Below are 26,088 nucleotides of genomic sequence, written 5' to 3' on the forward strand. Positions count from 1 at the left end.
ATAAAGTGATTTTTTATTGTATTCAGCTTGGTTTTTTGGGTTTTTGCGCTTCGTAAATAGTAGCAATTCCCATCGTTTGCGGATGCCACTTACATCTTTCGAATCCGATATTTTTTAGAATCCCGATAAAATCATCGCCATCGGGAAATTCACGCACCGATTCAGGTAAATAAGTATACGCCCTGTTATCTTTGGATACAATTCGCCCAAGCCAGGGCAATATCCTGGTAAAATAGAAAAAATACAATCCTCTGAAGAACCTATTTCGTGGTTGGGAAAACTCCAACACAATGAACACTCCGCCTGGCCGCAGCACTCTGAAAATCTCCGTTAAACCTTTCTCCAGATTTTCGAAATTCCGAACTCCAAATCCTACAGTAACTGCATCAAAGGTGTCTTTGTCAAACGGAAGGGATTCAGAATCGGCTTTTCGTAGTTCGATGAGTTGTTCCAATCCTTTCGCCGCGATTTTTTTCCGACCAATTTTCAGCATTCCTTCCGAAAGATCGATCCCGGTTATTTTTTTTGGTTTCAGACGGGATGCAGCAACCGCAAAATCAGCGGTTCCGGTAGCAATATCGAGCAAACTACCGGGCTTATGTTGCCGGAGTAACCCAATGGCCCGCCTTCTCCAAATCTTATCAATGTTTACAGAAAGCAAATGGTTCAATAAATCATACCGGGGAGAAATCTGGTCAAACATCTCTTCCACCTGTCCCTTTTTGCTTAGGTTTGAGTCTTTGTAAGGAACTGCTGCCATAAAAATATAGAAAAACCTATTTGAAAAAAATCAGACAACCTTATTATGCTCCGGAAGTCATTTTGTCGATATATCCCATCGACCTGTCATCAATCCTAATTTCCCCTTTCGTGATGTGCCCCAAGGTAAAAAACGGAATCTTTTGTTCGGTCATAAAATCCACAAAATCATCTTCGTGTTCCGGGGCTACTTCAAGGATTACCCTTCCCATCGCCTCCCCAAAAAGGAATGCATCCAGGCGCCTTTCCGCATCTGTGGTAATATCAAACCCTAATCCGTTGGGAACAGCTGCGCGCAACAAGGTAAAGAAAAGACCGCCTTTTCCTACGGGACTTGCGCTCCGAAGCATTTTTAGTTTGTGCAGTTCTCGTAGCGCATTCTGAATATTTAATTCATCTTCTATATAAAAAACTGGAAGTGGGGAATCCGAAATGCCATGATAAAACTCAAGATACTCTGAAGAGCTGACATCGTCTAACGAACGCCCAATCAAAAAAATATTACCGCCCTTTTCTTTAAATGCATGGGTTGTTAAGGTGTTCTTATCCTCCACTGCTCCTACCATACTTATAATAATAGTTGGCGGAACAGGACCGTGTCCGGAGAAATGATCGAACCTGATTTTTCTGTCCGAAATTTTTAAATCAAAAGTTACAGCAGCATTTTCCAACCCCTTTTTGGCACCTGAAGCAATGTACTGTCCCTTAGGATCGGCAAAATCAATATGATACAAGAAGGCACTAACAGCAACAGGTTTTGCCCCCAGACATAACATTTTACGTGTGGCTCTTGAAATAAGAATTTCAGTAGCCTTTTGCGGATCGTTTTGCAAATGATGATGAAATGCGTGAGTACTCATGGCTAAACTGGCACCGGTGCTGTCAATATCAAACAGACCTATTTCGTCATTGTCACCTTCACCAATTGAATCAGGCGAGATAGGTATCTCACTAAAATCATTGAAATAATTAATACTCGAAAGGTTAGGGTTGACCATAAGAGAAAAAATAACATTCTCAATGTCGGTTGGTTCCGGAACAGAATCAAGAGTAAATTCCGTTTCCCGCTGCATAATGTCTCTCATATTATCCGGTTTTTCTGGTAATTAAAGCAAAAACAAAGGTAATTAAGTAAGCGACTTTTCCATAAAATTAGCTATTTTTTTTAATTTCGGGGAGGAATGAAAAAACGCAGAACATGAAAAAAATAGTACTGATTACAGGCGCTACATCGGGAATTGGTGAGGCAACCGCCATGCTACTGGCCGAAAATAATTTTAACCTTATTATTACCGGCCGACGACAGGACAGACTAAATATCCTGAAAGAAAAAATTGAAAACGAAACATCTGCCGAGGTTTACCTTCTCCATTTCGATATCCGGAACCCGGATCAAACGGAACATGCGATAAAAAGTTTACCCAATAAATGGCAGAAAATTGACATTCTGATAAACAATGCTGGCCTGGCTGTTGGATTAAGCGGTGTAAACAACGGGGTTTTGGACGACTGGGAACGAATGATTGACACCAACATTAAAGGGCTGCTTTATATTACCCGTCTTGTATCGGACAAAATGGTGGAGAAAGGCGAAGGACATATTGTGAATATCTCTTCCATTGCGGGAAAAGAAACATACCCTATGGGCAATGTTTACTGCGCGACCAAACATGCCGTGCAATCGCTTACCCAGGGAATGCGCCTCGACTTTCTCAAACACGGTATTAAGGTATCTTCAGTTTGTCCTGGTGCTGTTAACACCGAATTCTCCCTTGTACGTTTCAAAGGCAACGAGGGACAGGCAGAAAAGGTATATGAAGGATTTACCCCGCTTGATGCCCATGATGTTGCTGAAACCATCCTTTTTGTAGTAAGCCGGCCCCGACATGTGAACATCGATGACGTTTTAGTGATGCCGACCGACCAGGCCTTTTCGCGCGATTTTAACAGGAAAAAACCCTAACTTTGCAAGCACGAACAAAAAACATGTCAGAAATAATAATTATAACACCGGTAAAAGATTCACCCGCTACTACCGAAAAAACAATTGAAGCTGTGTGCCAGTCTGACTGTGCTGCAGAGTACTTCGTTTACGACGATTTCAGTGGCAAAGAAACCAAAGAGTTATTAATTGACGCTCAAAAAAAATGGGGATTTCACCTCATTCATATGGAAGACCTCACCAACAAGCCTTCTCCCAATTACAAACTGGTTTTGCAAGAGGCGCAAAAAACGGCCATTAAACACGGCAAGCCACTCGCTATTGTGGAATCGGATGTCATCGTGCACCCCAATACCTTCCGGCAACTTTTAGAAATTGTAAAAACAAAACCGGATGCAGGACTTGTAGGGGCCATAACCGTAGATCAGGACGGAAAATATAACTTCCCATACAACTTCGAAAAAAGCAAAAACACCCAGGTAATCGATACTTCGCGCAGCCTGAGTTTTTGCTGCACTTTGTTGTCGCTCCCGTTCCTTGAGGCATTTAATTTTGAGGAATTATCGCAGAAAAAGGACTGGTTTGATGTCACCATTAGTCATCAGGCGAGAAAACTGGGTTTTCGAAATTACCTTGCAAAAGGAATTGAGGTATTACACCTGCCCCATTCGAGCCGGCCATGGAAACAACTTAAATACAGTAATCCTTTGTTATACTACATAAAAAAATTGATCCACCAACGCGACCGTATCTGATGGCTTATCTCAAACGATACAATCATTTAAAAGTGCTAGCCCACCTGTGTTTCTGGATGGTGAGTCTCGGTGTCATGCTCTTCCTTTTTTATTATAATGAAAAAAGAGTTCACTTCGATCTTGTTATTCTGATTAAAGCCCTGGTTACAAATCTAAGTTTTGCTTTGGCGGTATATATCAACCTTTGGGTTCTTATCCCCCGGTTTCTGAAGCAGAAAAACTATGTATTCTACATTTTCTGGCTAGTGGCACTGCTATCTTTCTCAAGTCTTTTTATTCAGTTCCTTCTTATTTTTCCACTTCGGAATGTGCTTAATGTTGGAGACAGATTTCGATCATTTGATACCAACCTGCACGCAGCATACTTTTCAGCCACCTTACTGTATGTAGTAATCACTTCGTTTCTGAAATTTATTAAGGACTGGCTCGCATTGCAGGATCTGAACCTAAAACTGGCAAGAATTGAACGACAAAAACTGGAAGCGGAGCTAAAAACACTTAAAGGACAACTAAACCCTCATTTCCTGTTTAATTCGCTCAACAATATTTACTCGCTCTCACTTATGCAATCAGAAAAGGTACCTGATCTCATCCTAAAACTATCTGATCTGATGCGACACATCATTTATGATTCACGTGAGAATTTTATCCCAATCGAAAAAGAAATTGAATTTGTTACGAATTTTATTGCCCTACAAAGAATCCGTGCGGCAGATAACGTTCGCATATCCTACGAGATATCAGGAGACATTCCTCCCTCCAAAATTGCGCCACTTTTGTTTGAACCCTTTATCGACAATGCTTTTAAGCACGGACTACCCGGCACCAACGGAAAGGATTATATCCTTATATCTTTCAACTTTGACAGCCCGGGATGGCTACATTTCCACATTGAAAATAATTATGAATGGCTGGAAGAACCCATACAAAAAAAAGAAAGCGGAATTGGAATTGCCAATGTAAAACAAAGGCTGAACCATCTATATTCTGCCTCTGATTACCGTCTTAAAATAATACATGAAAACCATATACATACCGTAACTCTCCAGTTAAAATTGAAATGACATGGAAGTAAAAGCGATGATTGTGGACGATGAACCCCTGGCTCAAAATGTAATTGACCAATACGCCAAAAAATTACCAAATCTGCTGTTGATTGCAAAATGCAGTGATGCCATATGCGCACATCAGGTTTTGCAAGAGAAAAAAGTGGATTTAATTTTTCTTGATATCAATATGCCTAAACTTTCAGGCATTTCATTTTTAAAAAACCTAAAAGACGCGCCATTGGTAATTTTTACGACTGCTTATTCCGAGTATGCCCTGGAAGGCTTTGAATTAGATGCTGTAGATTACCTGAAAAAACCATTCTCTTTCGAAAGATTTTGCAAGGCCTTTTTTAAAGCGGAGGAGCTACTTCGATTGAAAGAGGCCGACCAAAACCGGAATAAGGAAATACCAGAGGAGAAGGATTTTTTATTTATCAAATCAAACAAAAAGACATATAAGGTTAACTTTCATGAAATTTATTTTGTGGAAGGATTGGGAGATTACATCCAAATTCACTTAAAAAGCCAGAAGATTATTGCCAACCTTTCCATGAAAAAAATGATGGAAATTCTCCCATCAGAAGAATTCTTTCGTATCCACAAATCGTACATCATTTCAATCGACAAACTGGAATTAGTGGAAGGCAATTCAATCATTATCAACAAAAAACGACTTCCTGTGGGTAATAGTTACCGGCAGCAGTTTATGGAGTATGTAAACAGTTTTGGGATAAGTTAACAGGTAGGGGAGCAAAAAAGCAGAAAACAAGCCAGTATTTCGAAGCATAAACCGGATAGATTAATACAGACTCCGCTGAACAATCACAATACCAGCACAGTACTATTATTCCATGAAGCCCTGGTCTTTCAATGTTTTTAGCATTTTTTCTGAAAAGAACTCATTATCCTTCTTTTTGTATCTTACGTCAGTAAATACCTGTGCCAGCGTTTCTTTGTCATTCTCCGTTACAAACTGTTTCATCGAATCAAGACTTTCTTTGTAAGCATATAATTCTCTGATACGTGTTTCATTGTAGTCTACATACTTTTCGTAGTGGATAACACCTTCTAACGGAATACGGTCAGTTAACCCGGGATTTTCATCAGGATATCCCAATGCTACTGTTGTGACCGGGAAGGTCAATTTAGGAAGGTCCAGAAGCGTTATAATCTCTCCGGCATTGTATGTAGTGGTACCAAGGTAACAAATACCAAGTCCGTTGTTCTCTGCGGCAACACAGACATTTTGAGCTACCAGTAAAGCATCAATTGTAGCCGTAATAAAAGAAATAAAATTGTTATAGCCCGGTTCTGCACTATTAAACTGGCACCATTTTGAAAAACGATTAAAATCCGCAGCAAATGTTAACAAAACAGGTGCATTAACAGCTACAGGCTGGTTAAAATGTAAAGGGGCAAGTTCTTGTCGTCTTTTTTCTTCTTGTGTAACAATAACACTATACACTTGCATATTTCCTGTAGTTGATGCCCGCGTACCAGAATAAAGAACACTTTCAATCAGTTTCTGAGGAACAGTTTGATTTTTAAATTTTCTTATAGTTACATGTTGGTTTAAAAGTTCCATAGATTCCAAATGGTAATTTATTTGACAAAATAAAGGAATTGAATTAAAAAAAACGTAAATCCAAAATAAAACTGCGGCTAAAAACCGCAGATCCCAAAAATAAAAAAGGGGAAGCAAAGCTCCCCCCTTTTTAATCAATCAATTCGGTATTACCTCCATTTAACAATCCTCTCTGTCTTGGCGAGTCCGTCGTTAGTAAATAAACTAACTACGTACACACCAGTTTTCAGATTTGCAGTACGGATTTCACGGTCGGGATATTCAATATCCAGAACTCTCTGACCAGCAATATTGCTTATAACAACCCTGGTCAATTTGTCGTTGTTCTTTATCGTTATGTGGCTGTCGAATGGATTCGGATACACCTGGAAGTCAATAGCCTGAGCTTCTGGGTCAAGACCCGTTGTTGCAGTAATATCAACAATGTCTGACTCCATTCTTGGTTCCATAGTAAATGCATTCATTCCACCATTTACAACACCCGTAACATCAAAGTAGTGATCAACAGTCGGTGTGTAAGCAAACATCAAGTCATTTACAATCACACTGTCAGTCATTTCATAGTAGATTTCCCATTCGCCATTTTCATTTACTTCAGCAGCGCGGGCACCTGATACTTTAACAAGTACACTCTCGTACATTTCATTTTGAGCATCAGACGGAACATCTACTTCTTCTGCGGTAATGGCAACTGCATCAGCAGCTTCAACTACACTTGCTGTAATGGTAGTTACATCATCTACTTCACTTACAACACCTACAACAGAAACTCCATCGCCAACAGCCATACTAGCAGCATCAGCATAAGCAACCCAGATACCATTCCAGGCTCCATTTCCATCCTGCATGAAGAAGCCTGTACCTTCAACAATACCAGTTACAGTACCGGTTACACCCACTGTGTTACCATCTTCAGGAGATACATCTCCGTCGCCCTGAACTTCAGCAATTGTTTTAGCATCATAGCCAGCTTCAACTGTATCGCTTTTCCAGCACCAGTGGTAATCGCGAACGAAAACTACATATACATTGAATGAATCGGTAACGAAGATATTTTCATTTTGCCATGCCAATTCTTCTCCACCTTCTTCAGTACCAAGTGCATACTGATAGTGGTGATTCTGTTCTGAATCAACAGCTCCACCTGCTGCATTAACAGTGATTTCATTTCCTTCTACCACTGTACTTATCATCAATTCAGTTTGAACAGGTACAAAAGTTTTAAGAACACTGTCTGAAATACATTCCATTTGATCTTTAACCTGGAATCTGTAGTGTCCGTCACTTTCATTGTCATCACCGTAAGTTAAACCAGTATCCATTTTATGCGTACCTACTCCTTCTGCTTCATTGAAAGCAACCCAGCTACTCCAAGGACCCACTGAGCTGGCACCTTCAACTTTCCTGTAACGTACATAAAGCATTCTACCTTCTTCGGCAGTAGCGGTAATCAAGGCAGTCGGAGAATCTTCACCGAAACAGCTGCGGTCTTCAACAGAAGCAATCAATACTTCCTGAACCGGATCTATTGCGATAGTATCAGATGATACACAATCGTTTTCATCTCTAACCTCAACAACAAAGATATTTCCAATCTCTACAAGGAAAGCACTACCTTCTGATTGCCATGGAGTGTGAATTACACCATTTTTCCACAGCTGATATTCATAATCGCCAGTACCACCTGATACATTAGCTTCAATCAGTCCTTCAACAGCTCCGGCACAAGTAAATGAACCTTCTGCTTTAACAAGGTCAACCATCAATTCTTCAGGTTGGTCTACATATATTGTATCAATAGCTGAAGTACATCCGTTAGCATCGGTAACAGTTACTTCGAAACCATCATCGTTACTAGCTGGAACACCATTCAACCAATAGATTGGTCCATCTGCTTCAATATCTGTATAGGTGGAATCAACAGATTCTCCAGCAGCGCTGGTACCCCAAACACGTGCATTATATACGCCTGATCCACCAGTGATATTTACTAAATGAATAGAACCATCCCATGAACCATAACATTTTGGCATCACATAATGAACTTCGCCTTTAATCATATGGAATTGCCACATAATTTCATCTGGTTGTTCAATTTGTACACGCCATTCGTTCACAGGTGTACCAAATTCATCTTCTTCACCGCCAACGATACAACCATTGGCATCCATTACCCAAACAACCCAGGTTCCGGCGCCTACATTGAATTCGTTGCTTGTCTGCCACTCTTCTGAATCTTCAGCAGGTGCTTCTACAAGAAGGTGTCCTCCACCATTTGGTGGAATAGAAAGACCAGCGTAATATTTATAAGGAGCAGTACCGCCCATAGCATGAACCAGGAATTGTCCATCTTCCTCATCAAAGCAGGTAGCATCCTGTATCCATTCAGCTTCAAATGTCAGGTAAGTATCAGGTTCCTGAACTTCCCAAGACTCAACAGTTGTATAAGGATTCTTATTATCTCCTGTAGTGGTAGCCAAAGTACATCCGTTAGCATCTTCAATGTACACAGTATAATGTGAATGTGCTAATCCGGTAAATGTATATGTATTGTCATCACCTGTATAAAGCATGCCACTATCGTAACCACTACCGGTCAAACGTATGAGGAAACCATCGTCATCTCCTTCTTCGTCAACAAATGCAGTTCCACCATCAATAATCTCAACAGTGAAAGTACCATCAGCTCCATCTTTACACTTAACATCGGTAATCTCAACAGTATATTTGATAGAATCAGGTTCGATAATTGTAAACGGAACACTGTACTCACAATCTAATTGCTGATAATCGCCACTATAAGAATAATAATCCATTATGTATAAAGTATGATCACCGGCAGGCAATCCACTAAAAGTAGTGGCTGATGTCCAGCTACCATCATTCACTTTAAATCCATAATAGCTCATTCCTTCCCAGCCGCCTGAACCAACAACAGAAATGGCACCATCGCTACCACCGTTGCAGGAAACATTCTGGGTTACGGTAACCTCAGCATCCAAAGCTTCCGGTTCAAGTATAGTTACTTCTGTCGGTCCAGCCATACATCCGTTGGCATCTTTTACCCAAACATTAAAGGTACCTGGCTCGGTAGCAATATATGTTTTTGATGTTGCACCTTCTGCAAAAGCAATCCATGAATTTGGGTTATTAATAGCATACCAGAAATCAGGAGTTCCTCCGGAAACATTTACTGTAATTTTACCATCATTGGTATCTTCACACCTCATATGTTTAATAGAAGTAGTAAAGCTCAGTAAATCCGGGTCATCCAACATAATGTCTTCTGTCGTATATGAAGGACATCCTACCACATCTTCCACCAATACAGCATAAACTCCTTCGGGCAGTCCTGTAAATAAACCGGTAGCCTGATCTTCATAACCTTCAACCGGGTCACCTTCGCCATCAAGCAGCGTAAATAAGTAAGCACCGGCACCACCAGTAACAGCGCTCATTGGAACGGTAATGGTACCATCTTCTGCTTCGTAGCACAAAGGATGAGTCCATGTAATATCATCTTCATCAACCAGTAATGGGTCATATCCATCCACTTCTACAGGACCGTAATATACTTCGTCACATCCGTTATCACGAACTGCAATCCAGAATGTACCACCATCGACATTGAAGCTAACAGTACTTAATGTTGTTTCCGGATCATACGTTTCAAAATCCAACCACAAATTTTCTCCAATGTTACCAAGTGCACCTTCATTGTTTACAATAGCATACTCAAGCAGACCATCAACATTTCCGCCTGTAGCCTGAACAGTTATAATTCCTTCATAAGTACCAAAGCAAGAAGCACCATTGGCATTTACATCGGTAATCAACAACTCAGGATTTTCAGTAATTTCAATTGTATCTGTATTAGATTCACAGGTATATTGGTCAACTACCCAAATTACATAAGTACCTGCATTGAAAGTAGTAGGGCTACCAACAATATTTGAAGGTCCAAAAGAAGAAATTTGTCCTGCTTCATTTTCTACATAGAATTGAATTCCACGGTTAGGTTCACCATCTGTCAAACCATCTGCCCAACTGGTAAAGTATACAGAAATAGTACCTGCTTTATCACCAAAACATTCAATGTGTTCATCGGATTCAGCCCAGATAACATTTTCTTCCATAGAAATGGTAACTTCTATTTCAGAATCATATACACAGTCATTGGCATCTTTTACAACTATTTCGTGGGTTCCAACACCAACCTTAATAATAGTAAGGTTATCGTCGGTTTCTTTCCATGAACTTCCGTTAATAGAATAGAAATAAGGAGCTGTACCACCTTCTATCATTAAGTGAATGTTCCCGTCATTACCCTCAATACAAGTTGGAGCAAATTCATCTGTAACCCAAGCACTTAATGCGTCAGGATTAACAACATCCATGTAATCAAAGTTTTGACTAACCGGGCAAATATCACCTTCTTCATTCTGAACGGTAACAGTAAGACCGTCATAAGGATAAGGCCATACATACATGTTGGCACTAACTTCTTCTGATTCCACGCCGTTAAACAAGATAGTATAGTTACCTGAACCACCAGTAATATTAGTAACAGTTACCATTGCGGCTTCGTCATTACAAAGCGGATCAGTAATATCTACCTGGAACTGAATATCTTCAGGAGATTGTACAGCAATCACATTACCTGACAGATTCGGATTGTAATATTCTACTGAACAACCATTAGCATCTGTAATGGTCAGGCTGTAATAAGTAGGCATAAGACCTGTAAAAGTGTAAGCTGAAGCAACACCTGTCTCAGTTGTAACATTTCCATCCTCTTCAATTGCAAGAGTATAAGGAGCTGTACCACCTACGATATTGGTAACTGCTATTTCACCATCATTATCTCCACCACAGGTTACATCCTCAACAGCCATATCAAAAGTAATGGCTTCTGGTTGACCTACAATAACACCAACTGTATCATCCATACAGCCATTATCATCTTTTACCCATACGGTATAAGTACCAGCCATTAACTCATCAAAATCACCTGTAGCCTGCCAGTTTATACCATCAATAGAATACATATATCCGGCACCGGTTCCACCCATGGCAGATGCAGTAATAGTACCATCGTCATAGTTATTACAGCTTGCATCGGTATGAGTAGCTGCAGCAATTAATTCAACATTTTCATCAATAATTTCGATCTGTACCCAATCCAATTCAGCACAGTCATTGGCATCCTGAACGTTTACCCAATAAACACCAGGTTCCCATGCAAACTGGAAGTTAGATTTAGTGGTTATGTCGCCCATATCAGGACCTCCGTCAGCATCAGGTGCAATATAATAAGTATAAGGAGCTGTACCACCTGTCGCGCTAATAATAACAGAACCATCTTCTCCGTAGCAAACCGGATTATGTGTTTCAACAGTAAATGCAACCGGATCAACAGACTCAGGAATATTTACTGTATGTTTCAACGACATACAACCATTGGCATCTTTCACGCGAACGGTCACAACTCCACCTGCAGCAGATTCGAAGCTGGGAGAGTTTGTCCAAACCCAGTTCTCCGGATTGGGGTCTTCATTAAATAAGTACTCAACGGCTTCTGCCGGAGCAGTTACTGTAACCGTTACATTACCTCCGAAACATGACTCGGCAGTCATTTGAGTTGTAATATCAGAAAGTCCAACGTTAACGGCAAGCGAGCCATCATTGGATGTATCTGTATTCACAAGATCTTCTCCGTCAGGTATATCATACCAGAAATTAGTCGCTCCCCACATCATATCACTGGAAAACGAGGGAGCAATGTTATTCGGATAGCTTAACACAGTAAAATGAAGGTCAAGGATATCTGTTTTTACATTGTCACCAATAGTTGTGGCAGATCCAGACCAGTCAATGCTAATTATTCCACCCGACTCGGAAACTGACACTCCGGATAATGATGGGTGAACATTAGATTCTGCGTCAAATGCAAAAATGGCATCATTAAACTCCAAATTCAGTTCAAACTCGCTTAATTGAATAAAATCCCGCACTGAGATTGTTACCGTGTAATCGTTTGCCTCATCATAACAATAAGAGGCGTCTTCTGCATAAAGTTCAACAGTCTCCTGGGCTTCCTGTGCATACCCGTGGGTTGCAAAGGCTGTGAGGAGCACCATTAAACTCAAGAACCAAGTAAATGATTTTCTCATAGCATTTCTTTTTTAATTGAACTTAATTGATTGATTGATTTTAAATTATTAATCTCTTAATCTTTGTTTTAGTTATAATTTTAGTATCGTCGTCCTTACAATTCACCGCAATTAACGAATACAAACGTATAAAATAATCAGCAATGTACAAACGAATCACTGAATAATTATAGCTTCTTTTTCCCTTTATTATCAACAGGCCTCTATTAATAACCATCCCTTGTTGTTAACAATTTTTATGTTATCAACAGGCCCAATCACGTTTTACTTTATGCAATTTTAATTCTATTTTTTTAAAAAAGTACAATAAAAACAGGTTTTTTTCGCTATAATGCAAGGCGCAATATTAAAATATTGATGAAAAATGAAAAGCATTCTGACCTTGATTCGTCTTTTACAAAAAAAATATACTTGTTCAATCAGATATCCTTTGGGACACAATTTTTTTTGTTCAGGTTGGGTATTTGCATTTTTTTTCTTTTTTTTGTTAACTACAAACGCCTGTAAAACATGCAAATGCCCTGCCTATTCTGAAAAAACACCGGAAACAGAACAGCTAAAGCAAACAATTGCAATGGATAGTCGCAGCAGATAGTGAACAATAAAAATGGGTTTCTCTGTCATTTTATGAATAAAATTTTACACGCCTCTTTACACCCTCCTTCCCCCAAAAAAATGACTAAATAAAAATACCCCAATACAGACAAGAAATACCAGAGGAATACATCTTTTAATACAAAATAGTCAACTAGCCCAAAAAACCAACAACTACTTTTCTAATTGCTATTATTTCTGAACACTGAAAAATCCGGATAATTTACTGACAAAAAATATTTTAGCCAAAATGAACCCCGCTGACATTTGAGTATTTGAACAGATCATTTGGGAGGGGTGTGTAAATTCCAACCAGTATCCAGTAAAAAACAGATGAGAGAAGATGTTCTTTTCCCGAATTAAAAACCGACATCGGAATTTTATATCGTTAATTTTTTTGCAACAGGAAGCGATATACTTTTATGCATTTCATATTTGGAACAAGAAATAAAGAAACTCTTTTAAATTAATATTAAAGTTGAATCATCAGGTGGTAAAATTAAACCTGAGATTTGAATCTGTGGGAATTTAGTAGTTAATTTGTATATGTTTCTGATTCAGGAATTAAACAATAATTTAAATCCTGAAAAGTTTTTAAAGAAAGTTTCATATAATAAATTTTAAAACTTACTCTACTATGTCAAAGATTAAAATAGGTATTAACGGCTTTGGGCGAATCGGACGTTTGGTTTTCCGTTCTGCTGTTGCAAATGAAAATGTGGAGGTAGTTGGTATAAACGACCTCATTGATGTGGATTACATTGCATACATGCTTAAGTATGATTCAACCCACGGACGTTTTAATGGAGAAGTAGGCTTAGAAGACGGTATGTTGGTTGTGAACGGCAAAAAAATCAGGGTAACTTCTGAACCCAACCCTGCCGATCTGAAATGGGGAGAAATAGGCGCAGAATATGTAGTGGAATCAACCGGCCTCTTCCTTACAAAAGAAAAAGCACAGGGTCATATTGATGCCGGCGCGAAAAAAGTGATCATGTCGGCTCCGTCGAAAGACGATACTCCCATGTTTGTAATGGGCGTAAACAATAAAAGCTATACAAATGACATGAATTTCGTTTCCAACGCTTCATGTACAACTAACTGTCTGGCTCCTGTTGCCAAAGTATTGCATGACAAATTTGGAATCGTGGAAGGTTTGATGACAACAGTTCATGCTACCACCGCGACTCAAAAAACCGTTGACGGACCGTCGAAAAAAGACTGGCGTGGCGGACGTGGCGCTGGCCAAAATATTATTCCTTCTTCTACAGGTGCTGCCAAAGCAGTTGGTAAAGTTATTCCCAGCCTGAACGGTAAACTTACCGGTATGTCTTTCAGGATTCCTACTCCTAACGTTTCGGTTGTTGACCTTACTGTTCGTTTGGAAAAAGGTGCATCATACCAGGATATTTGTGCCGCAATGAAAGAAGCTTCTGAAGGCGAATTGAAAGGAATTTTGGGTTACACTGAAGATGCCGTTGTTTCCAACGACTTCCTGGGTGACTCACGCACCTCCATTTTCGATGCCGGTGCCGGAATCGGTTTGAACGATAATTTCGTTAAAGTGGTTTCATGGTACGACAATGAATGGGGTTATTCTTGCAAAGTTGTCGAACTGATTGAATACATAGACTCAGTAAAATAATTTGCTATATTATATATGGTATAAAAAGGATGTCGGAAGGCATCCTTTTTTGTTATTCATACCTCAGTGATTCGATGGGGTCCAGCCGGGCTGCCATCTGAGCAGGGTAGTAACCGGAAATAACCCCTACCATAAAACAAAGAATTACCCCCACTGTAATCCATATCCATGGAATAATAAACGGTGCACCGATGAGTACTGATACCATGTTCCCTGTAAGTATACCAATAACAATTCCCAGTACTCCTCCAATCTGCCCAATTATGACTGCTTCGATCAAAAATTGCTGACGTACCGTAGAACCTTTGGCTCCAATAGCTTTCCGGACACCAACCTCGCGGGTACGCTCCGTAACCGAAACCAACATGATATTCATTAATCCTACAGCCGCCCCCAAAAGGGTTATCAGTCCGATGATGGTAGCCACCAAGGTAATATTACGGATATTATTAAGCAGAATATTGACGAGGTTATCGCTTTTTTCAATATTAAAATCGGTTTGATCCAGCGGATTAAGTCCCCTTACATTGCGAAAAACAGCTTCGGCCTGCCCAATAGCCACTTCCATCACCTCAGGACGATCCACCATCACCTGGATACTAAAATTCATATTAGGCCGCGAAAAATAAGTTCGCGTGTTGGTGTAAGGGATAAAACATACCATATCGTTGCTGATTCCCATTCCGCTACCTTTACTTTTAAGGGTACCAATTACCTTGTATTTTCCATTTCCGATGCTCACCACTTTCTGCAAAGGGTTCTCCCCTGGTTCAAAAAGTTGCCTTACCAGGTCACTGCCCAACAAAACCACACTTCTTCCGTTTTCAATTTCCGAATTATTGAAACTGCGCCCCTGGTTAATTTCGAATCCGGCAGTTTCCAGATAATTTCCATCAATTCCACGTACATTAACATTGGGATTGGTTTTTTGGTCATCATATTTTACAGTAGCATTTCCAGACGCATGCACCGAAATGGCAGTAATGGCCGGAAATTCAAATTGCTCTTTGAAAGCATTGGCCTGGTAAAAGGAAATGTAAGAATAATTTTTTGTGCGGTAATGCTGGTTTCCCACCTGCACTCTCATTCCACGACTGGTAAGGGTAAAAGTATTCGCTCCCATAAAAGTAAACTCTTTCGTGATGGAATTTTTTATGGAATCTATTGCGGTAAGAATACCAATCAAGGCTGTAATCCCCACAGCAATTATCAAAACGGTAAGCACTGTGCGAAGTAGATTACTACGAATCGAATGCATCGCAATCCTCACATTTTCAACAAATAAAGTCGCCTGTTGCATGTTTCCTTATCTCCAGAAAGTATAATATTCTCCTCAATTGTAATGCTTCATTAGTGACACAAAACTATCAAACATTACATTCATCCTATTTCATCCGAAAATGCAAAATTTGACGAACAGACGACGGAATTGTTCGATAATTTTTCACACTTAATGTTTTTTAACATTTTTTAAACTGAAGGAGAAAGCTCTTTTTTTTGAATTTTTTCGGCGACAACCCACCTCTTCAAATAGGTTATAAATCAGTTTTTTGAAATACTATTTACTATCAATAAAAAAAGGAAAAACAAATTCCATCATCAATTTTATTGAACAGATGCCGCGTTTTTATTTTGTTTATTGATGGAAAAGCTTTTTAAATTTGAACTTGTTATATGTTCAAGGTTATGATTTATCATTTAAGAATCACTTCACCAGAAACCAAAAACTTTCACCTCGAAGTGGAAGTCGATGGGGAACATTCGTTTTTCGACCTACACTCTATCATCCAAAAAAGTACCGGTTTTGAGTCGCACCAACTCGCCTCTTTTTTTATACCTGACCAAAGTGGAAAAAAACAAAAAGAAATTTCACTATTGGATTTGGGAATGAATGGAGGCGCTTATTTCATCATGCAAAAGACAAAACTGTCTGACTTAATTGAATCGAAAGCGCAACAGATGATTTACACTTTTGATTTTATTAATGACAGATCATTGTATTTAGAACTAACTGGAATTGTTATGGAAAAAAATCTCAAAGAACCGTTAGTCACTCTGAAGCAGGGTGACGCCCCCGTACAGGTATTGGGCGAAGAGCCTGATGTACAGGAGGCAACCAAACTTCAGGAAGAAGAGGTTTTAATGGATTTTGGTATTTTAGATGACTACAACGAACTTTACGGTGAGATGGAAGACTATTAAAGGTCTTCCTCTGTATGTCAAATTTATTCAGACTGTCCGGTTTCATTTTGGGCAGTCTTTTTTTTGCGCTTAATTTGCAGGTAAAACAGCAAAGTATGTCCAAAACCCTTTTAATTATAACCGGCCCCACCGCCATCGGGAAAACCGACATCGCCATTGAGGCAGCCCAACACTTTAAAACCGAAATCGTCTCTGCCGACTCGCGGCAAATTTACCGCCAACTATCTATTGGAACTGCAGTACCAACTCCTTCCGAACTAGCCACAATAAAACATCATTTTATTCATTCTCATTCGATTTTGGATAACTACAATGCCAGTCGGTACGAAACCGAAGCGCTGAATCTGCTTGAAAAACTTTTTGAAAAACACGATATCGTTGTAATGACAGGTGGCTCCATGCTGTACATCGAAGCAGTTTGCAAAGGCATAGACACAATGCCTGACGTGGATCCGGAACTACGAAAAAACCTGAAACAACGGTTGGAAACAGAAGGTATCGAAAGCCTGCGCCTGCAACTAAAAAAACTTGATCCGGTATATTACAATCAAGTGGATTTGAAAAACCCGGCGCGTATTGTTCATGCATTGGAAATTTGCCTGATGGCTGGCAAACCGTATTCTTCCTTTCGCTCCGCTCCCCTAAAAAAAAGGCCATTTACTATTATTAAAACAGGCTTGAATGATGACCGCTCCGAATTGCACCGACGGATAAATGAACGCGTAGACAAAATGATAAATGAAGGATTGGAAGAGGAAGCCCGGATGGTTTTCCCTCTAAAACACCTTAATGCACTGAACACAGTTGGCTACCGCGAATTTTTTGCCTTTTTCAACAATGAAATTTCAAAAGAAAAAGCGATTGAGTTAATCAAACGTAACACCCGTCGTTATGCCCGCAAACAAATTACATGGTTTCGAAACGACCCGGAAATGACATGGTTCACTCCCAGGCAAACTCCGCAAATCATCGATTTTTTTGAGAATAATATACAGAGGAAATGAAACATCCCGGCAATTTTATTATCCGTGTTTACGGAATTGTTCTGAATGAAAAAAATGAAGTACTTCTCACGGATGAATTTCAGATTGGTATGAAAATGACCAAATTTCCTGGAGGTGGCATCCACTTCGGCGAAGGAACTGTTGACTGCCTAAAAAGAGAATTCAGGGAAGAATGCAACGGCCAGGAAATTGATAACATCCGTCATTTTTATACAACTGACTATTTTCAGGAAGCTTTTTTCCACGACAACCATCAACTCATTAGCATTTACTACCTCGTCAACTTAAAAAAGCCAATCTGCTTTCCTATTTCAGAAAAACCATTCGATTTTGAAAAAATGGAAAACGGGAACCAAAGTTTTCGCTGGGTGAAATTAAAAGTGCTAAAAACAGATGATTTGTCATTCCCGATTGATAAATTTGTGGCAAACAAGTTAAAAGAGATATTTTGAAGACAGTAAAAATAATCGGGACTGCGTTTCCATTCAGGGGAGGTTTAGCGGCTTATAATGAACGCCTTGCCAGAGAATATTCAAAAGAAGGATACGATGTTACCATTGAAACTTTTACCTTGCAGTATCCCCAAATACTATTCCCCGGTAAAACACAATATGCTGAAGGTGAACCACCCAAAAACTTAAAAATCAGAAGAACAATCAACTCAATAAACCCAATCAGCTGGCTTAAAACAGGGGAAAGAATAAAACGGGAAAAACCCGACCTGGTAATCTTTAAATATTGGCTGCCTTTTATGGCGCCCTGTTTTGGCACTATTGCGGCCCGCATTAAAAAGAACAAACATTCCAGAATCGTCTGCATTGCCGACAATATTATACCACACGAAAAACGATTTGCAGACAACCTGCTGACAAAGTATTTCCTGAAAAAAATAGATGGGGTGGTCGCCCAGTCAAAAAGCGTTTTTAACGATGTCTTCAAGTTTACAGACAAACTTCCGGTAAAACTCTGCCCCCACCCTCTGTTCGATAATTTTGGGGAGGCAATCGAAAGGGAGAAGGCGCTAAAAATGCTGGAACTGGACCCGCAGCCAAAATACGTCTTGTTTTTTGGTTTTATCCGCGATTACAAAGGCCTTGATCTTTTATTGAAGGCATTTGCAGACCCTCGCATCATGCAGCTGAACGTAAAACTCATTGTCGCCGGTGAATTCTACACCGATTCAGAACCATACATGGAATTGATTGATAAGTTGCATTTAAAAGAGAAGGTGATTCTAAAAACGAATTTTATTTCAGATAAAGATGTAGGCATGTATTTCTGTGCTTCCGATATTGTAGCGCAGCCATATAAAAATGCAACGCAAAGCGGGGTAACCCAAATCGGTTATCACTTCAATAAACCCATGTTGGTAACTAATGTTGGCGGCCTTCCGGAAATCATTCCGCATCAAGTAGTCGGCTATGTAACAGAACCAAACGAGAATGATATTGCCGATAGTTTATTCGACTTTTTTAGCAACGACAAAAAAAGTACCTTTGAAACCAACATTCAGGATGAAAAGAAAAAATTCCTGTGGTCGGCAATGACCAATGCAATTTCTGAAGTTCTTGATAAAATTGAAGAAAAATGATAATAAGGAGTAAAGCTCCTCTGCGCATAGGTTTTGCAGGTGGCGGAACAGATGTTTCTCCCTATTCCGATATTTACGGCGGCGCTATTTTGAATGCCACAATAAATATGTACGCCTACGCAACGATTATTCCGAGAAATGATAATAAGATTATTATCCGTGCAGCAGACAAAAAAGAAAAAGTAGAATATGAATCGGCAGAAGAACTCCCTGTAAACGGGGAACTGGATCTGGCCAAAGCTGTTTACAATCGCATCGTTAAAAGATTTGGTACAGGAAAACTTGCTTTTGAAATCGTCACGTATGTAGATGCTCCTCCCGGCTCGGGGCTCGGTTCTTCCTCAACCCTTGTAACCGCCATAACGGGCGCTTTTGTTGAATGGCTTAACCTGCCCCTTGGAGAATACGATATCGCAAACCTTGCTTACATTGCAGAAAGAGTTGACTTACAATATGCAGGAGGGAAACAAGATCAGTACGCTGCAACCTTTGGCGGATTCAACTTTATGGAATTTTACGATAATGACAAGGTCATTGTAAACCCTCTCCGCATCCGCAACAATATCCTGAACGAACTGGCATTCAATCTTGTACTCTATTATACAGGAACAAGCCGCCTTTCATCAAAAATTATTGAGAAACAGCAGAGCAGCATAAAAAATAAAAAACAAACCTCTATTGAGGCAATGCACCAGACCAAAGAGATGGCCGTAGTAATGAAAGAAGCCATTCTTAAAGGAGAACTGGACAGGATTGGCTCAATTATGATGGAAGCCTGGAATTATAAAAAAAGAATGGCCAGCGGAATATCAAACAAACAGCTGGACACTATTTACGATGCGGCCATAAAAGCAGGTGCCACGGGAGGCAAAATCAGCGGGGCAGGAGGCGGTGGTTTTATGTTCTTTTATTGTCCGGATAACACACGCTACAATGTTATATCAGAGCTTAAAAAATCCGGTGGGGTAATTCAGCCTATCCAATTTACAAAAAGCGGTCTGAACAGTTGGAGCATCTAAATCTGCAGGAATGATAGTTGACAAGATAAACGAAAGCATTATCGTAAAAAAACAGATGGCAGACGACCCTGCCTTTGTAAAAACCGTTGAAAAGACAATTGCGCTGTTAGTTGATGCCTTCCAGAATGGGCATAAAGTGCTCTTTTGCGGAAACGGTGGCAGTGCAGCGGACGCCCAGCATCTCGCAGCCGAACTTTCGGGCAGGTTTTATTTCGACCGGCCCCCTCTGCCTGCAGAAGCCTGCCATGTAAACTCCTCATTTTTAACCGCCGTTTCAAACGATTACAGCTTCGACCAGGTTTTTGCCCGTTACATAAATGCAATGGGAAACCGGGGAGATATTCTAATAGGCCTTTCTACTTCAGGAAATTCGACTAATGTGGTAGAGGCTTTTAAAACGGCTAAGGAACGAGGAATGATTTGTATCGGTTTTACAGGAAGCAAAGGGGGAAAGATGAAAGATTTGTCAGATGTACATATTTGCGTCCCGTCAGACGACACCCCAAGAATTCAGGAATCTCATATAACCATTGGACACATCATTTGCGAAATGGTTGAAAAAACACTTTTCGGGAATGTGCAATGAAGCTATTATACTTGCAGGCGGGGCCGGGACAAGGCTCAAAGGTGTTGTGCCCGATCGCCCCAAACCCATGGCAGATATTGGCGGCAAACCTTTCCTGGAATACCTTCTTAACTACCTTTCCGTAAATCAAATAACCCGCGTTATCCTGAGCGTAGGTTTCAAAGCAGACCAAATAAAAAACCATTTCGGAAACAGATTTAAAAACATGGACATCTGCTATGTTGTGGAAGACATTCCATTGGGTACCGGGGGTGGAATACTCAAATCCGCAGAAAGGGTAACAGGTAACCATGCATTTATTGTAAACGGCGACACGCTGTTTAATATCGATCTGAAACGGCTGGCAGATTTCCACCGACAAAAAGGGGCGAGTCTTACCATTGCCCTGAAAAGAATGGAAGATGCCTCGCGATACGGATCGATTGAAGTCAATGAAACTGGGAGAATCAATGCATTTCGTGAAAAAGAGACAGGTATTAGTAACGCTTTTATTAACGGAGGAACATATATCATCTCCAAAAAAATATTGTTAAATTCCGGCCTTCCGGAAAAATTTTCATTCGAAAAAGATTTTCTTGAAAAAAAATACATACAAGAGGATTTCTTTGGGTTAGAATTTGACAACTATTTTATTGATATCGGAATTCCTTCAACCTACCAGCAAGCCCAAACCGACTTTTTGGATAAATTTTCCTGATTAACACAGAAATAACAACGGTTAGAGCGAACAATTCTTTTTTGAAAAAAAGCAATATCTTAGCCGTGGTCAAAAAAACTGTGCCGGGGAAATATGAACGGTCCGGACAAAAATGGGATTATTATAAAATTTAAATTAACAGTTATTCTTTTTATCTGTTAATGATTAGAGAGAATCTAAAATTTTAAAAACTTTGTATCAGGGAAGTTCAATAAAAATCGAAGTAAAAATATTTTAATTTAGGGACAGTTGCAGCACTTTAACAAAGCGGAAATACGACAAATTGAAGACCGTTACCAGGATTTCCTGAAGGTTATCATAGAAAAGTTTGATAAAGAGCGGTTGTCGCGAATCGAAAAAGCATTCCGGTTTGCCAATGCTGCACATGACGGCATTAAACGAAAATCGGGCGAACCCTATATTATTCATCCCATAGCCGTGGCCAGGATTGTAGCCAAAGATTTGGGCCTGGGGGCCACTTCCATTTGTGCGTCTATCTTGCACGATGTTGTTGAAGACACTGAATATTCCATCAATGACATCGAAAATATGTTTGGGGGAAAAGTGGCAAAGATTGTGGATGGACTGACCAAACTCTCGGGCGATTTTGATTCACGACAGGCACTCACACTCAAAAAAATGCTGATGACCCTTTCGGACGATGTGCGTGTTATCCTGATCAAAATTGCTGATCGACTGCACAACATGCAGACCCTCGACTCAATGCCCCCCAACAAAAAAATAAAAATTGCAGGAGAAACCCTTTACCTTTATGTCCCTCTGGCTCACCGGTTAGGACTTTATGCCATTAAAAGCGAACTGGAAGAACTCAGTTTTAAACACAAACATGCCGAGGAGTACAATAAAATACTTCTCATGTTACACAACCAGGAAGAAAAGCGAAATTACCTGGTAAACGAGTTTATCCGCCCCATCAAAGAAAAACTTACAGATGAAAAAATAGACAGTACGGTTACTCACCGGCTCAAGTCTTCTTATTCCATTTGGCAAAAAATGCAGAAAAAGGGTGTCACCTTCAACGAAATTTACGACATCCTTGCTATCCGGATTGTTATTAAAGCAAAATCAGGCATCTCAGAAAAAAGACAGTGTTTTGATGTACTTTCATTGGTTACCGACATTTATAAACCCCGTCCCGACCGCATCCGCGACTGGATTACCATGCCCAAAGCCAACGGTTACGAATCGTTACATGTTACCGTGATGGGTCCGCAGGGGAAATGGGTGGAAGTACAGATTCGGACAGAAAGAATGGATGAAGTAGCCGAATACGGATTTGCCGCTCATTATCGTTACAAAGACATCAGCACTTTTGAAAACGAACTGGAAACCTGGATAGCTCGTATCCGTGAACAGCTGCGCAACCCCGATTCCGATGCCTTCGAATTCCTCGACGATTTCAAACTGAACTTGTACGCTGCTGAAATAAATCTTTTTACCCCGAAAGGTGATATGATCTCAATGCCCCAGGGGTCGACAGTTATCGATTTTGCTTACGAAATCCACACCGACCTGGGAAATAAATGTATTGGTGCAAAAATTAATTTTAAGTTGGTTCCCATCAGCCATGAACTCGAAAATGGCGACCAGGTGGAGATTCTTACTTCTGAGAAACAAGTTCCGAAACTGGAGTGGCTGAAATTTGCCACCACCGCCAAAGCAAGATCAAAAATCAAGGACGCCTTCAAACTGGAAAAAAAGAAACACCTCGAAAAGGGAAAAACATTGGTAGAAGAGGCCCTCAAGGCAGTAAAAGCGCCCATCACATCAAATAACCTAAAAAAAATTATAGCCCACTTTAACCTGAACAATAAAGAACAATTGTATTCGGAGGCGGGAATGGGATTTTTGGAACTGATCAATCTCGATGAGATTTTAGGAAAAAAATCGCCCAACAAGCTTGTAAAATACTGGAACATTACCTTCAGCCGGAAAAAGAAAGAGGGAACAGAAAGCCAGAAAATAGAAGAACAGGCAAAACTCCCAAAAATTGACAAGCGAAAACCATTCCTGTTGAAAGAAGCCCAGGATAACATCAACTATTCACTCGCCAAATGTTGCAATCCTATTCCCGGCGATAAAGTAATCGGTTATCTCACTACCGACGACCATGTTATTATCCACAAAACCGGTTGTAAAGAGGTGGAAAAATTCCTTTCGAGCCACGGGAACCGAATTATTACGGCTGAATGGACACGATTTAAAAAACAATCTTACCTGACCCGCTTGCGCCTCGAAGGCTTCGACCGCATAGGAATAGTCAATGAAGTAACAAATGTTGTCTCAAAGCAGCTCAGCATTAATATGCGTGCCGTAAAATTCGACACCCACGAAGGAATTTTTGAAGGAGATCTTTTCTTATATATTCACAATGCCGAAGACCTTCATCAGCTCATTGAAAGGCTTGAAAAAATTAAAGGAATTGACCGTGTTTCGCGTGACGAAAACCTCAGCGATTAATTTTTAATTAGTCTTAATAATCAAAAAATATTTCTACTTTTGCTCCTTATTTAAAATTGGTTTAAATATGAATAGCCATAAAACCAGGGAAACTGTAAAGAACATGTTTACCGAATACCTGGAGAAAAACAGGCACCGAAAAACTCCGGAAAGATTTGCCATTCTCGATGAAATTTATTCGCGGGACGGGCATTTCGATATTGAGTCTCTTTATATTTCCATGAAAAATAAAAAATACCGCGTAAGCCGTGCTACATTATACAATACAATCGATCTGCTGCTTGAATGCAAGCTGGTTGTAAAACACCAGTTTGGCAAAAACATTGCACAATTCGAAAAGGCTTTTGCCACCATGCAACACGATCACCTGATTGACACTTCCAGCGGCAAGGTCATGGAGTTTTTCGATCCACGCATTCGTGAAATTATAGAAGATGCCTGCCTGAAAAACAATTTTAAACTTTCGCACCACACACTCTATATTTACGGCCAGTCTCTAAAAAAAGACTGATCACTCTCACATTATCATTTTATAAAATCCTACGATGTTCAAAATATTTTTGGTTGGCTATTTAAAAATATTTGTATTTTTAGATGCTTAATCAGAATACCGTGAAAATAGATTCAGGAAGGAAATATTTTCGCGGTTTCATTTGCAAAAAAAATCAAAAAAAGAATGAAAGCTGATGTATTGTTAGGCCTGCAATGGGGCGACGAAGGGAAAGGGAAAATAGTAGACGTACTAACACCCAAATACGATGTAATTACCCGGTTTCAAGGTGGTCCGAATGCAGGGCACACTCTGGAATTCAATAACATCAAACAAGTGCTGCACACCATCCCTTCAGGTATTTTCCGTGAGAATAAAATCAATATTATTGGGAATGGTGTAGTCATCGATCCTATTGTTTTCAAAAAGGAGATCGAGGCGTTGAAAAAAATAGGGGTGGAACTTTCCCAAAACCTTTATATCTCAAAAAAGGCTCACCTTATTTTACCCACTCACCGGATTCTTGATGCCGCCTCTGAACAACAGAAAGGCGAAACAAAAATTGGCTCAACCTTAAAAGGAATTGGCCCTACCTATAAAGACAAAATTGGCCGGGAAGGTCTTAGAGTAGGTGACTTGCTGCACAATTTCGGGACCAAATACCAGGAAAGGGTTGAAAACCATAAAAACCTGCTCTCAGAATTCTATCATTTTGATTACAAGCAAATTCTGTCCGAATGCGAACAGGATTGGTTCGAAGGCATAGAAGTCCTGAAATCGTTCCAAATTGTTGATACCGAACATTTCATTAACGACCTGCTCAAAAAGAATAAATCGGTATTAGCCGAAGGTGCCCAGGGAACGCTGCTTGACATCGATTTTGGCTCCTATCCTTTTGTTACCAGTTCCAATACAATATGTGCGGGGGCCTGCACCGGATTAGGACTCGCACCTCAAAAAATCGGCAAAGTTCTTGGAATTTTTAAAGCCTACTGTACCCGTGTAGGGATGGGACCTTTCCCAACCGAGCTACACGATGAAACAGGAAAAAAACTACGTGACGCCGGGAATGAGTACGGCTCAACTACTGGCAGGCCACGCCGCTGTGGATGGCTCGACCTTGTGGCGCTAAAATATTCAGTAATGCTTAACGGCGTAACAGAACTGATTATGATGAAAGCCGACGTACTCGATAGTTTTGAAACAATCAAAGTTTGTGTAGGCTATGAAATTGGAGGCGAAGTGATAGAACATTTCCCCTTCGAACTTACGGATGATGTAAAACCGGTTTACGTAGAATTACCCGGATGGGAGACTGACCTGACCAAAATCAAAAGCCAGGATGATTTTCCGGAAGAACTAAATAAATACATCAGCTTTATTGAAGATGAAATGGGCATTCCGGTATCTATTGCATCGGTTGGCCCCAATCGTGAACAGACCATATTCCTGGAATAAAGACAGAAGAAAAACCCGGAAAATTGTCCCTCCAGCTTCTTTTTTGCCAGATAACTTC

At 40.1% G+C, this 26,088-nt stretch carries 20 protein-coding genes; 15 read left to right on the forward strand and 5 right to left on the reverse strand.

The features are described 5' to 3' along the window. Window positions 1-22: 22 nt before the first annotated feature. Complete coding sequence (ubiE, locus tag D1164_RS07460; protein WP_119349325.1) at window positions 23-760, reverse strand: bifunctional demethylmenaquinone methyltransferase/2-methoxy-6-polyprenyl-1,4-benzoquinol methylase UbiE; 738 nt, start codon at window positions 758-760, stop codon at window positions 23-25. Window positions 761-803: 43 nt separating this feature from the next. Continuing rightward, complete coding sequence (locus tag D1164_RS07465; RefSeq protein WP_119349326.1) at window positions 804-1,844, reverse strand: AIR synthase-related protein; 1,041 nt, start codon at window positions 1,842-1,844, stop codon at window positions 804-806. Between the two features lie 113 nt (window positions 1,845-1,957). On the opposite strand from D1164_RS07465, the gene D1164_RS07470 reads away from it, so the two are divergent. From D1164_RS07470 to D1164_RS07485, 4 genes are read left to right on the forward strand one after another with little or no spacing between them, the layout of a single operon-like run. Then, a complete protein-coding gene (locus tag D1164_RS07470; protein WP_119349327.1) occupies window positions 1,958-2,722 on the forward strand; it encodes an SDR family NAD(P)-dependent oxidoreductase in 765 nt (254 codons plus the stop codon). Window positions 2,723-2,745: 23 nt separating this feature from the next. Beyond that, window positions 2,746-3,456 (forward strand): glycosyltransferase family 2 protein, encoded by a 711-nt coding sequence (locus D1164_RS07475; protein ID WP_119349328.1) that lies wholly within the window; start codon window positions 2,746-2,748, stop codon window positions 3,454-3,456. Then, window positions 3,456-4,520, forward strand: a complete 1,065-nt coding sequence (locus D1164_RS07480) for a sensor histidine kinase (RefSeq protein ID WP_119349329.1) — start codon at window positions 3,456-3,458, stop codon at window positions 4,518-4,520. Before D1164_RS07475 ends, D1164_RS07480 begins: the two co-directional genes overlap by 1 nt. A gap of 1 nt (window position 4,521) precedes the next feature. Then, entirely contained in the window at window positions 4,522-5,244 is a 723-nt protein-coding gene (locus D1164_RS07485) for a LytR/AlgR family response regulator transcription factor (RefSeq protein WP_119349330.1), read from the forward strand. 105 nt (window positions 5,245-5,349) lie between these two features. Here the strand turns inward: D1164_RS07485 and D1164_RS07490 are convergent, their stop codons facing one another. Beyond that, window positions 5,350-6,090: a nitroreductase family protein gene (locus tag D1164_RS07490; RefSeq protein ID WP_119349375.1), complete on the reverse strand. Its 741-nt coding sequence runs from the start codon at window positions 6,088-6,090 to the stop codon at window positions 5,350-5,352. Between the two features lie 149 nt (window positions 6,091-6,239). After that, a complete protein-coding gene (locus tag D1164_RS07495) occupies window positions 6,240-12,263 on the reverse strand; it encodes a T9SS type A sorting domain-containing protein (protein WP_119349331.1) in 6,024 nt (2,007 codons plus the stop codon). 1,231 nt (window positions 12,264-13,494) lie between these two features. Here D1164_RS07495 and gap point away from each other — a divergent pair. Then, window positions 13,495-14,502: a type I glyceraldehyde-3-phosphate dehydrogenase gene (gene gap, locus D1164_RS07505; protein ID WP_119349333.1), complete on the forward strand. Its 1,008-nt coding sequence runs from the start codon at window positions 13,495-13,497 to the stop codon at window positions 14,500-14,502. 52 nt (window positions 14,503-14,554) lie between these two features. Here the strand turns inward: gap and D1164_RS07510 are convergent, their stop codons facing one another. Beyond that, entirely contained in the window at window positions 14,555-15,760 is a 1,206-nt protein-coding gene (locus D1164_RS07510) for an ABC transporter permease (protein ID WP_172594376.1), read from the reverse strand. Window positions 15,761-16,188: 428 nt separating this feature from the next. Between D1164_RS07510 and D1164_RS07515 the strand changes: the two genes are divergently transcribed. The 10 genes from D1164_RS07515 to D1164_RS07560 all read left to right on the forward strand — a co-directional run bounded on the left by D1164_RS07515 (window position 16,189) and on the right by D1164_RS07560 (window position 26,030). Continuing rightward, complete coding sequence (locus tag D1164_RS07515) at window positions 16,189-16,704, forward strand: IS1096 element passenger TnpR family protein (protein ID WP_172594377.1); 516 nt, start codon at window positions 16,189-16,191, stop codon at window positions 16,702-16,704. Window positions 16,705-16,799: 95 nt separating this feature from the next. Further along, entirely contained in the window at window positions 16,800-17,708 is a 909-nt protein-coding gene (gene miaA, locus D1164_RS07520; RefSeq protein WP_119349376.1) for a tRNA (adenosine(37)-N6)-dimethylallyltransferase MiaA, read from the forward strand. Then, window positions 17,705-18,160 (forward strand): NUDIX domain-containing protein, encoded by a 456-nt coding sequence (locus D1164_RS07525; RefSeq protein WP_119349336.1) that lies wholly within the window; start codon window positions 17,705-17,707, stop codon window positions 18,158-18,160. The genes miaA and D1164_RS07525 overlap by 4 nt, the downstream gene beginning before the upstream one ends. Further along, window positions 18,157-19,299, forward strand: a complete 1,143-nt coding sequence (locus D1164_RS07530; RefSeq protein ID WP_206610947.1) for a glycosyltransferase — start codon at window positions 18,157-18,159, stop codon at window positions 19,297-19,299. The genes D1164_RS07525 and D1164_RS07530 overlap by 4 nt, the downstream gene beginning before the upstream one ends. Beyond that, the gene (locus tag D1164_RS07535) at window positions 19,296-20,318 is read left to right on the forward strand and encodes a GHMP family kinase ATP-binding protein (protein WP_119349338.1); all 1,023 of its coding nucleotides are present in this window, start codon (window positions 19,296-19,298) and stop codon (window positions 20,316-20,318) included. Before D1164_RS07530 ends, D1164_RS07535 begins: the two co-directional genes overlap by 4 nt. Window positions 20,319-20,328: 10 nt before the next feature. After that, a complete protein-coding gene (gene gmhA / locus D1164_RS07540) occupies window positions 20,329-20,904 on the forward strand; it encodes a D-sedoheptulose 7-phosphate isomerase (protein WP_119349339.1) in 576 nt (191 codons plus the stop codon). After that, window positions 20,894-21,601, forward strand: coding sequence for a nucleotidyltransferase family protein (locus D1164_RS07545; protein ID WP_119349340.1), 708 nt, complete (start codon window positions 20,894-20,896; stop codon window positions 21,599-21,601). The genes gmhA and D1164_RS07545 overlap by 11 nt, the downstream gene beginning before the upstream one ends. Before the next feature lie 249 nt (window positions 21,602-21,850). Further along, on the forward strand, window positions 21,851-24,082 hold the full coding sequence (locus D1164_RS07550) for a RelA/SpoT family protein (protein ID WP_119349341.1): 2,232 nt from the start codon (window positions 21,851-21,853) through the stop codon (window positions 24,080-24,082). A 67-nt stretch (window positions 24,083-24,149) separates the two neighbouring features. Continuing rightward, complete coding sequence (locus D1164_RS07555) at window positions 24,150-24,593, forward strand: Fur family transcriptional regulator (RefSeq protein ID WP_119349342.1); 444 nt, start codon at window positions 24,150-24,152, stop codon at window positions 24,591-24,593. Between the two features lie 165 nt (window positions 24,594-24,758). Then, window positions 24,759-26,030: an adenylosuccinate synthase gene (locus tag D1164_RS07560; RefSeq protein ID WP_119349343.1), complete on the forward strand. Its 1,272-nt coding sequence runs from the start codon at window positions 24,759-24,761 to the stop codon at window positions 26,028-26,030. The last annotated feature ends 58 nt before the right edge of the window (window positions 26,031-26,088 follow it).

Source organism: Mariniphaga sediminis (assembly GCF_003573545.1).
In the GTDB taxonomy this organism is placed as follows: domain Bacteria; phylum Bacteroidota; class Bacteroidia; order Bacteroidales; family Prolixibacteraceae; genus Mariniphaga; species Mariniphaga sediminis.